At 72.4% G+C, this 9,798-nt stretch carries 8 protein-coding genes and 1 pseudogene; 8 read left to right on the forward strand and 1 reads right to left on the reverse strand.

The window, feature by feature from the left end; all coding sequences use genetic code 11:
• The 5 genes and pseudogenes from GTW67_RS33350 to GTW67_RS33370 form a co-directional block, all read left to right on the forward strand.
• Window positions 1–409 (forward strand): annotated as a pseudogene (locus GTW67_RS33350) (ATP-binding protein); the annotation flags it as partial.
• A gap of 48 nt (window positions 410–457) precedes the next feature.
• Window positions 458–2,680, forward strand: a complete 2,223-nt coding sequence (locus GTW67_RS33355) for a YfjP family GTPase (protein WP_202438034.1) — start codon at window positions 458–460, stop codon at window positions 2,678–2,680.
• 213 nt (window positions 2,681–2,893) lie between these two features.
• Window positions 2,894–3,361, forward strand: a complete 468-nt coding sequence (locus tag GTW67_RS33360) for a single-stranded DNA-binding protein (protein WP_161168470.1) — start codon at window positions 2,894–2,896, stop codon at window positions 3,359–3,361.
• 260 nt (window positions 3,362–3,621) lie between these two features.
• Entirely contained in the window at window positions 3,622–5,034 is a 1,413-nt protein-coding gene (locus GTW67_RS33365) for a Cys-Gln thioester bond-forming surface protein (RefSeq protein WP_161168471.1), read from the forward strand.
• 435 nt (window positions 5,035–5,469) lie between these two features.
• Window positions 5,470–6,534 (forward strand): hypothetical protein, encoded by a 1,065-nt coding sequence (locus tag GTW67_RS33370; RefSeq protein WP_161168472.1) that lies wholly within the window; start codon window positions 5,470–5,472, stop codon window positions 6,532–6,534.
• A 102-nt stretch (window positions 6,535–6,636) separates the two neighbouring features.
• Here the strand turns inward: GTW67_RS33370 and GTW67_RS33375 are convergent, their stop codons facing one another.
• Window positions 6,637–7,149, reverse strand: coding sequence for an HAD domain-containing protein (locus GTW67_RS33375; protein WP_161168473.1), 513 nt, complete (start codon window positions 7,147–7,149; stop codon window positions 6,637–6,639).
• A gap of 236 nt (window positions 7,150–7,385) precedes the next feature.
• On the opposite strand from GTW67_RS33375, the gene ettA reads away from it, so the two are divergent.
• The 3 genes from ettA to GTW67_RS33390 all read left to right on the forward strand — a co-directional run.
• Window positions 7,386–9,050, forward strand: coding sequence for an energy-dependent translational throttle protein EttA (ettA, locus tag GTW67_RS33380; protein ID WP_161168474.1), 1,665 nt, complete (start codon window positions 7,386–7,388; stop codon window positions 9,048–9,050).
• Window positions 9,051–9,056: 6 nt separating this feature from the next.
• Window positions 9,057–9,503 (forward strand): acyl-CoA thioesterase, encoded by a 447-nt coding sequence (locus GTW67_RS33385; protein WP_161168475.1) that lies wholly within the window; start codon window positions 9,057–9,059, stop codon window positions 9,501–9,503.
• On the forward strand, window positions 9,500–9,798 hold a 299-nt coding region (locus GTW67_RS33390), incomplete at its 3' end, for a DUF8010 domain-containing protein (RefSeq protein ID WP_524539850.1). The genes GTW67_RS33385 and GTW67_RS33390, both read left to right, overlap by 4 nt.

Raw genomic sequence — 9,798 nt, forward strand, 5'->3', positions numbered from 1 at the left:
TGCCCCGGAACTCACCTCCCGCGCGTGGTCGCCCGAGAGCGCCGAGCACCGTATCGGGATGGCCGTACGGCGGTGGCGGCGGGAGCTGGAGGAGTACGCCGAGGAGGAGGTGCGCCGGCTCGACCGGAGCCTGGCGCCCGACCCGGAGATGGTCGCCGCGCTCGGCGCCACCGTGCTGCTGGGCGGCCGGCGGGCGCGCAGCGCCGGGGAAGGGCTCGCCGAACGCATCGGCGCCCATGGCGCGCTGCGGCTGCGCGACCGGGGCGGACGGCTGCTCAACGACCACATGGACCGCGTCATGCACGTGGAGCGGGAGCGCCGGCTCGCGCCGCTCGACGCGCTGGACGTCCACGCCGAGCCGCAGGCCGAACTCATCGCCGCGCTGTCCGTACTGCAGAAGGAGAGGTGACCGGTGACCGCCGTCACTGACCAGGACCCCACCGAGCACACCGACCACATGGAGGAGGCGGGCAACCGGAGCGGCGCCGAGGGCGCGGGCCGGGGCGAGCGTGCCCGCGGCGACGAGCGTGAGCGGGCGGGAAGCGCGCGTGCGGGGGAGGTGGAGAGCGGGCGCGTACAGAGCGGGCGCGTGCAGAGCGAGGGGAGCCAGGACGCGCGGGGCGGGGGGAGCGAGCCCGTGGCGCGGGGCGACGGTGAGTGTGCCCGCGAGTCCCGCTCCCACGCGCGCGTGGCGGACGACGGCACCCCTCGGCGTACGGACCGTACAGACCCCAAGGAGCGTACGGACCGCACAGAGCGTACGGAACGTACGGACCGCAAGGAGCGCACCGACAGCAAGGTGCGGGACGGCGGCCAGGCGCGCGTGGACGCCGAGGAGCGTGGGGAGGGTCACGCGCGCGTGGACGCCAAGGCGCCTACGGACGGCGCACAGGGCCGATCGCCGGCCGAAGCCGGGGGCCGGGGCGAGGACGAGGCCTGGGGGGACGGGCTCATCGCGCGGCGGGTGGACGAGAGCGCCGGCGCGGAGCAGTACGCCGCCGTGCCGAGCAGGCCGGCGAGTTCCTCCTCCCTGATGCCGCTGGCCTACGACGGGAACCTCAGGTCGCGGCTGGACGCGCTGCGCGAGCTCGTGGGGCTCTCCCGCACCCGGCTCGACGGCGGGACGCTGGCCGAGGCGGGGCGGGTGCTCGACGAGGCCGCCGCGCGGCGCAGGCTCTCCGGGCAGCACACCGTCGTCGCCATCGCGGGCGCGACCGGCAGCGGCAAGTCGCAGCTGTTCAACACGCTCGCCGGGGTGACGATCTCCGAGACGGGTGTCCGCCGGCCCACCACCGCCGCGCCGATCGCGTGCAGTTGGAGCGACGGCGCGGCCAGCCTGCTGGACCGGCTCGGCATCCCCGGCCGACTGCGCCGACGCCCGCTCCAGCACCCGGACGCCGACTCGCCGCTGCGCGGGCTGGTGCTGATCGACCTGCCCGACCACGACTCCGCGGCCGTGCAACACCGTGAGCAGGTGGACCGCATCCTGGGCCTCGTCGATGCCGTCATCTGGGTCGTGGACCCGGAGAAGTACGCCGACGCCGTGCTCCACGAGCGCTATCTGCGGCCGATGGCGGGCCACGCGGAGGTCACCTTCGTCGTTCTCAACCAGGTCGACCGGCTGCCCGGGGAGGCCGCCGAGCAGGTGCTCGACGACCTGCGGCGCCTACTGGACGAGGACGGCATCGCGCTCGGGGAGTACGGCGAACCCGGCGCGACCGTGCTCGCGCTGTCGGCGCTCACCGGTGAGGGCATGGGGGAACTGCGCGAGACGCTCGGCCAGTTCGTCGCCGAGCGGCAGGCTCCCGCGCGGCGTATCGCCGCCGACGTGGACGCCGCCGCCGGGCGGCTGCGGCCCGTGTACGTCACCGGGCTGCGCACCGGGCTCAGCGAGGAGGCCCGGGACGAGTTCGCGGACCGGCTCGCCGACGCGGTGGGCGCCACCGCGGCGGGCGACGCGGCCGAACGCGCCTGGCTGCGCAACGCCAACCGTGCCTGCGGCACGCCCTGGCTGCGGCTGTGGCGTTGGTACCACGACCGGCGCGAACCCTCCACGGGGCGGCTGGCGCTGCGTGCCCAGGCGGACGAGGAGGCGACGGCCCGTCAGCGTGTCGAGCAGGCGGTGCGTACGGTGTCCGACCGGGCGTCCGCCGGGCTGCCGGCGCCGTGGGCGCAGGCGATGCGCGAAGCGGCCCTCCGCGGCGCCCAGGGACTGCCCGAGGCCCTCGACGAACTGGCGGTGAGGCAGGGCCTGCCGACGGGACGCCCGCCGCGGCCCGGGTGGTGGCCGGTGGCCGTGCTGGCCCAGGCGTGCATGACCCTCCTTCAGGTGGTGGGCGGGCTGTGGCTGCTCGGCCAGATCATCGGGTTCATGCCGCCGAACCTGGGCGTGCCGGTGCTGCTGATGCTGTCCGGCATCGTCGGCGGCCCGGTCATCGAGTGGAGCTGCCGCATGGCGGCACGCGGACCGGCACGGCGCTACGGGTACGAGGCGGAACGCCGATTGCGGGAGGCGGCCGCCGGGTGCGGCCGGGCCCGGGTGCTGGATCCGCTGGCGGCGGAGCTGCTGCGGTACCGGGAGGTACGGGAGCAGTACGGGCGGGTCGCGGGGACGGGTGTGGGAGCCGGCATGGGGGCGGCCATCGGGTCGGGGGTGGGGGCGGGGAGCCGGACGAGGTAGGGGCGGGAAGCGGTCTGGGAGGCCGTCGGGGGAGATCCTCACCCGTTCGGGTGGCGGGGTTTTCCACAGGCGGGGGACGGTCCACAGGGCTCAGCGGGCCCGGTCCGGACGGAGGCAGTCTGGTCTCGCGGCGATCGTGGCGGAAGCGGTCGCCGGCAGGCAGACGAGCAGCCGTACGGGCCGGGCCCGTACGCGTGGAGGGAGGGACTCGTGATGAACGAGACCATGATCTGTGCCGTGGGCAACGTGGCGACCCAGCCGGTGTACCGGGACCTGGCGAGTGGAGCGTCGGCGCGGTTCCGGCTGGCGGTCACCGCGCGGTACTGGGACCGCGAGAAGAACGCGTGGACGGACGGACACACCAACTTCTTCACGGTGTGGGCCAACCGGCAGCTCGCCACCAACGCGGCCGCGTCGCTGGCCGTGGGTGATCCCGTCGTCGTGCAGGGACGGTTGAAGGTGCGAACGGATGTGCGCGAGGGGCAGAACTGGACCTCCGCGGACATCGACGCGGTGGCGATCGGACACGACCTCTCGCGGGGGACGGCGGCGTTCCGGCGCACCAACAGGGCCGAGACGACGGCCTCTCCGCCACGCCCGGAACCCAACTGGGAGACACCGCACGAGGGATCGGTGGACGCCGGGGCCGAACAGCGGCCGGAACCCGTCGCGGTGGGATGACGCCGGCGGACCGACAGGGGTGACCGAAGTGCGGCTTATCGGCGAAAGCGCACGGAACGACCCGGGTGGATTTGTCGATAAGCCCTGCTCACAGGGGTGTCGGCCATAACGATTCCGAGTCGGATCACCGCTCGGACCAACATCACCGAGGGGCGCGGCGCGCCAGGTCCTTAGGATGCCGAACATGTCCTACGGGGCTGCTGATTCTGCTGGTGGGACCGTGCCCCCACGCCAACGGGTCCTGCTCGAAGGGGAATTTGGTGTTTTCTTCGCTCACTGTCCTGTCCCGGAACGGCCGAGGAGCGGCGGCGCGACTCGCCGCCACGGTGCTGGTCTCCGCGCTCGCCGCAGCCGGCGTGGCGGTGGGCGCGACCCCGGCCGCGGCACAGGGCACGGCGCAGGGCGAGGGCGGGGCGGCGGCCACCATAGGCGGCCTGAAGACCTACGGCACCGCGGTCATACGCGGGGCCGCCGGTGACCAGGAGGTGTCGGCCGGGCTGTTCGAGATGTCCGTCGACGGCGGCGGCATGTTGCAGACCTACTGCGTCGACATCCAGAACCCGACGCAGAAGGACGCCAAGTACCACGAGACGTCCTGGAGCGGGACCTCGCTCGGCACCAACAAGGACGCCGGCCGCATCCGCTGGATCCTTCAGAACTCCTACCCCCAGGTCAACGACCTCGCGGCGCTCGCGAAGAAGGCCGGGGTGCGCGGCGGGCTCACCGAGCAGGAGGCGGCGGCCGGTACGCAGGTGGCCATCTGGCGCTACTCGGACGACACGGACGTCGAGGCCGTCGACCCGCAGGCCGAAAGGCTCGCGGACTACCTCCACAAGCACGCCCGCGACCTGACCGAGCCGGCGGCGTCGCTCACGCTGGACCCGCCCGCGGTCTCCGGACGCCCGGGCGAGCGGCTCGGCCCGGTGACGGTGCACACCAACGCCGGCAGCGCGGCGGTCACGCCTCCGGCGGACGCCGCCACGGGCGGGGTGCGGTTCACCGACAAGGCGGGCAAGCCCGTCACGTCGGTGACCGACGGCACGCAGATCTTCTTCGACGTGCCGAAGGACACCGCGGCGGACACCGTCCCGCTGACCGTCCAGGCCTCGACCACCGTGCCGGTCGGCCGCGCCTTCGCCTCCGAGAGCCGCAGCCAGACGCAGATCCTGGCCGGGTCCAGCGAGTCGACGGTGGCGGCGACGGCGAGCGCGACCTGGGCGGACCAGGGGGCGATACCCGCGCTGTCCGGGGCGAAGAACTGCGCCAAGGGCGGCCTGGACATCACCGCCGTCAACAAGGGCGACGAGGCGTTCACCTTCGAGCTGCTGGACAGCGAGTACGTCATCGCGGCGGGCGAGACCCGGACGGTCACGGTGCCGCTGCCGGAGGACCGGGCGTACGACTTCACCGTCCGCAGTCCCGACGGGTTCGAGCAGCGTTTCACTGGTGTCCTCGACTGCCGCACCCAGAGCAGCCCGGTCGAGCCCGCCACCCGCACCCTCGGTGAGCCGGCCCCGGCCGCGGTGGTCGACCCGGCCCCGGACACCGACCTCGCCGAGACCGGCAGCTCGGACGCGACGCCGCTGATCGGCGGCACCGCCATAGGCCTGGTCGTGATCGGCGGCGCGGTCCTGCTGCTCGTCCGCAGGAGGGACGAACGCGGGCAGGGCTGACCCGCCCCGCCCGTCGGCGGACGCGCGCGGCACCGTCAGTAGCGGTGGCCGGGCCAGTGCGGGTCCGTCCAGCGGGCCTCGTCGGTGAGGGAGAGCAGCCGTATGCGGTGCGCAGCTCGTCCTCGTCGGTCCCACTCGGCGAGCCAGGGCGCGAGCGTCCCGGACGTGTCGGCGCACAGCGCGAGCGCCTGGTGCGCCGGGACGGCCGGGACGGGTTCGGTGAGGCTCCGCGCCTACCAGGCGGGCGGGAACTCGGGCACCGGGCCGGCGTGATCGGTCCAGTCGGTCGCCTGCCAGGTCCCGTGGCACACTGCGGCGCGGACGAAGATCGCTTGCGGGGGCGGGGGTTTGCTCCGGTGGGCGGGGGAACGGGGGAGAGCGGTGGAGAGTTGGGCGTGGCGGCATCGTAAGTGGCTGTGGAGTGGCACCTGTGCGGTGCTCGTACTGGTCGTCGTCGGCTTCTCGGTGCGTGCTCCGGTGAAGGACTGGTGGCTGTCGCGCGAGGCGTGCGGGGGCGAACTGCCGGGCGAGGACCTGAGGACGGTACGGCCGGGCGGGCGGCTCGGTGAGGAGCGGGAGTCCTTCGACGAGAGCGGCGGTCAGTACCACTGTGTGCTGGTGACCGACCGGGACAAGGTCGTGGTCGCGGTCGACGCCTACCTGGACGGGGCGGACCGGGAGAAAGAGCTGTCGTTCGTCGGAGATTCCTACCCGCCGCAGGGCGTGTTGCCCGGTGGCCTTCCCGGCTTCGAGTTCCAGAACAGCCTCGTCTACCTCATGCCCGAGTGCCCGGACCGCGGCAAGGGGGAAGACGGGGATCCGCGCAGGTTGCTCGTGGGGACCTGGACGTACTTCGCGGAGAGCCGCGAGGAGAAGGCGGCCATGCTGCGGCTCGCGGTGCGCATGACGAACGTGGTGACCGAGAAGCTCGGCTGCGGTGGGAAACCGCTGCCCGCGCCGGAGGACGGCGCGGTGCCCGACCCCGGCAAGCGCGTGCCGCGAGCGCAGACACGGGGCACCGCCTGCTCCGCCTTCGCCACCACCCGCGTCCCGGCGGAGGGGCGGGACGGCAAGGTCCGTATCGCCGTCGCCGACGGCGGGATGGTCGGCCGGTGCACGCTGTACGCGGAGGCGGCGAGCGACGGTGACCGGCACCGGCCGCTCGTCGAGCTCACGAGCTGGCGTGGCGACTGGGGCGTGGACGTGCGGGAGATGGGCTCGGGGCCGGACCCCATGCCGATGGGCGACGGGCCCTGGAAGCCCGAGCTGACCGAGGACAGAGCGTGGGCCGTCGCCCGGTGCGACGGTGAGAGGACCGGTTTCGCGGCGCACTGGGGGGACGACTTCCCGTACAGGGAGGAGGGGGAGAAGTACGTGCCCCCGACGGAGGCCGAGCGGAACGAGCGTCGGGTGCTGCTGCGCGAGTACGTGACCGCGTTCGCGCAGGACCAGGTGCGGCGCGGCGGCTGCACGGAGCTGCGACTGCCGACGGGACCGTGAGCGGGGCGGTGACGCGGGTCGGTACACGCTCGTGCGGGCGAGGCAGCCCGGCGACGGACGCATCGCCCGAACCCACCGAGCCCGAACCCACCGAGACGGCGCTCAGCGCGGCGTGACGACTCCGAGCCATTCCGCGACGGCATGGAAGTCGGCGTCCCGGAGGCCCTCGGCCGGGTCGACGTGGTGGAGGAGGGCGGGGCCGGGGTGGGCGGCCGCGACCCACTGGCGGTCCATGCCGCTGATCTCGTCGTCGACCCAGATGAACGGCCGGCCGTCGGCCCATTCGACGAGGAGGGGGGTCTTCCAGTGCAGGCCCCGCGGGCCGTCCCCGGCACCGGCGTCCGGCCACGGGAGGACGGGCAGCCTCGGCAGGCCGATGCGCGGGGCCACGACCTCGTTCGCCTCTTCCATCCAGGTCGTCGCCCACACGAGAGGGCAGCCCAGGGCCAGGAGGCGCGGTCCGAGCCCGGGATCGAGCCGGGGCAGTAGCGGGTTCCCCTGAGGGGACGAGGCGGGTGCGGGGTCGGCCCGTGGGTGACCGGCCGGCGATCCGAACGGGATCAGTGGGCCGTCCACGTCGAGGAAGAGAAGGGGGCGCTCCGCCGCGCTGGTCACGTCGTCACGGTAGTCCGGCGCGGCGGGGGAGCGGCACCCCCGGGCCGGGCCGTCCCCGGGCCGTGTCAGGGCGCCCGAGGCCGGCCGTGACCGGCCGTGACCGGCGAGGTTCCGGCGGCATCCGGGAAAGGCCAGGTCAGCGCCCCCGCAGGGAACGCGTTTCCGCGTAGGGGTGGCGGTACGGCAAGATGGGGTGTATCTGCCCACTGCCTGATCAAGCTGCCGGACGGTTTCTCTTGGCTGAGTACATTTACACCATGCGCAAGGCGCGCAAGGCGCACGGCGACAAGGTGATCCTTGATGACGTCACGCTGAGCTTCCTGCCCGGCGCGAAGATCGGTGTGGTCGGGCCGAACGGCGCCGGTAAGTCCACCGTTCTGAAGATCATGGCGGGCCTGGAGCAGCCGTCCAACGGGGATGCCTTCCTGACCCCCGGCTACACCGTCGGCATCCTGTTGCAGGAGCCGCCGCTGAACGAGGACAAGACCGTCCTGGAGAACGTCCAGGAGGGTGTCGCCGAGGTCAAGGGCAAGCTCGACCGGTTCAACGAGATCGCCGAGCAGATGGCGACCGACTACTCGGACGCGCTGCTGGAGGAGATGGGCAAGCTCCAGGAGGACCTGGACCACTCCAACGCCTGGGACCTCGACGCCCAGCTCGAGCAGGCCATGGACGCGCTGGGCTGCCCGCCCGGCGACTGGCCCGTCTCGAACCTCTCCGGTGGTGAGAAGCGGCGTGTGGCGCTGTGCAAGCTGCTGCTTGAGGCCCCCGACCTGCTGCTCCTCGACGAGCCGACGAACCACCTCGACGCCGAGTCCGTCAACTGGCTGGAGCAGCACCTCGCCAAGTACGAGGGCACCGTCGTGGCCGTGACCCACGACCGGTACTTCCTCGACAACGTCGCCGGCTGGATCTGCGAGGTCGACCGCGGCCGCCTGCACGGCTACGAGGGCAACTACTCCAAGTACCTGGAGACCAAGGCCACCCGCCTCAAGGTCGAGGGTGCCAAGGACGCCAAGCGGCAGAAGCGCCTCAAGGACGAACTGGAGTGGGTGCGCTCCAACGCCAAGGGACGCCAGGCCAAGTCCAAGGCGCGCCTCGCCCGGTACGAGGAGATGGCCGCCGAGGCCGACAAGATGCGGAAGCTGGACTTCGAGGAGATCCAGATCCCGCCGGGCCCGCGGCTCGGCAGCGTCGTGGTCGAGGTGAACAACCTCAGCAAGGGCTTCGGCGAGAAGGTGCTCATCGACGACTTGAGCTTCACGCTTCCCCGCAACGGCATCGTCGGCATCATCGGTCCCAACGGCGCCGGCAAGACCACCCTCTTCAAGATGATCCAGGGCCTGGAGGAGCCGGACTCCGGTTCCATCAAGGTCGGCGAGACCGTCAAGATCTCGTACGTCGACCAGAGCCGCGAGAACATCGACCCGAAGAAGACGCTGTGGGCCGTCGTCTCCGACGAGCTGGACTACATCAACGTCGGCCAGGTCGAGATGCCGAGCCGGGCGTACGTCTCCGCCTTCGGCTTCAAGGGCCCGGACCAGCAGAAGCCGGCCGGGGTGCTCTCCGGCGGTGAGCGCAACCGCCTGAACCTCGCGCTCACCCTCAAGCAGGGCGGCAACCTGCTGCTCCTCGACGAGCCCACCAACGACCTCGACGTCGAGACCCTCTCCAGCCTGGAGAACGCGCTGCTGGAGTTCCCGGGCTGCGCCGTGGTCGTCTCCCACGACCGGTGGTTCCTCGACCGGGTGGCCACGCACATCCTCGCGTACGAGGGTGAGTCCAAGTGGTTCTGGTTCGAGGGCAACTTCGAGTCGTACGAGAAGAACAAGATCGAGCGGCTCGGCCCGGACGCGGCGCGTCCGCACCGTGCGACCTACAAGAAGCTGACCCGGGGCTGATCGATCTTGCGGCACATCTACCGCTGCCCGCTGCGCTGGGCGGACATGGACGCGTACGGCCACGTCAACAACGTGGTCTTCCTCCGGTACCTGGAGGAGGCCCGTATCGACTTCCTGTTCCGTCCGGACAAGGACTTCCAGCAGGGGTCGGTGGTGGCGCGCCACGAGATCGACTACAAGCGGCAGCTCGTCCACCGGCACGCGCCCGTGGACATCGAGCTGTGGGTCACCCAGATCAGGGCGGCGTCCTTCACGCTCACCTACGAGGTGAAGGACGGCGACCAGGTCTACGTCCGCGCGTCGACGGTGATCGTGCCGTTCGACTTCGAGGCGCAGCGGCCCCGCCGGATCACCGCGGAGGAGCGGGAGTTCCTCCAGGAGTACACGGACGGCCCGGACGGGAAGACGACGGGCGAGAAGGCGGAGGACGAGGAGGAGGCCGTCGCCGCATGACGGTCCTCCACCTCGCCGACGAGGGTGAGGCCGCCGACCTCGCGGCCTTCCTCTCCCGCCTGCTCCACTACGACCGCGGCGCCGCCGTACGCCTCCAGGCGCACGGTACGGCGCTCGCCGTCTTCGGGCGGCCGCCCTCCTTCGAGGTGCTGGCCGTGCGGGCGGTGCGGCTGGCGAAGCCGTACGAGGACGGGCTCGACGTCACGCTGGACGTGACCGTGTCCGCCGGTGAGCTCCTGGAGTCGGTCGACGAACCGGCGGCCACCGCGGGCGTGCCCGGCGCGGTCACCGGGCC

This window comes from Streptomyces sp. SID5910, from assembly GCF_009862125.1.
Lineage (GTDB): Bacteria > Actinomycetota > Actinomycetes > Streptomycetales > Streptomycetaceae > Streptomyces.

Excerpts from the sequence above, each read along its gene's own strand:
- GTW67_RS33355 (WP_202438034.1), top strand. The coding sequence starts at position 458 with ATGGAGGAGGCGGGCAACCGGAGCGGCGCCGAGGGCGCGGGCCGGGGC.
- GTW67_RS33360 (WP_161168470.1), top strand. The coding sequence starts at position 2,894 with ATGAACGAGACCATGATCTGTGCCGTGGGCAACGTGGCGACCCAGCCG.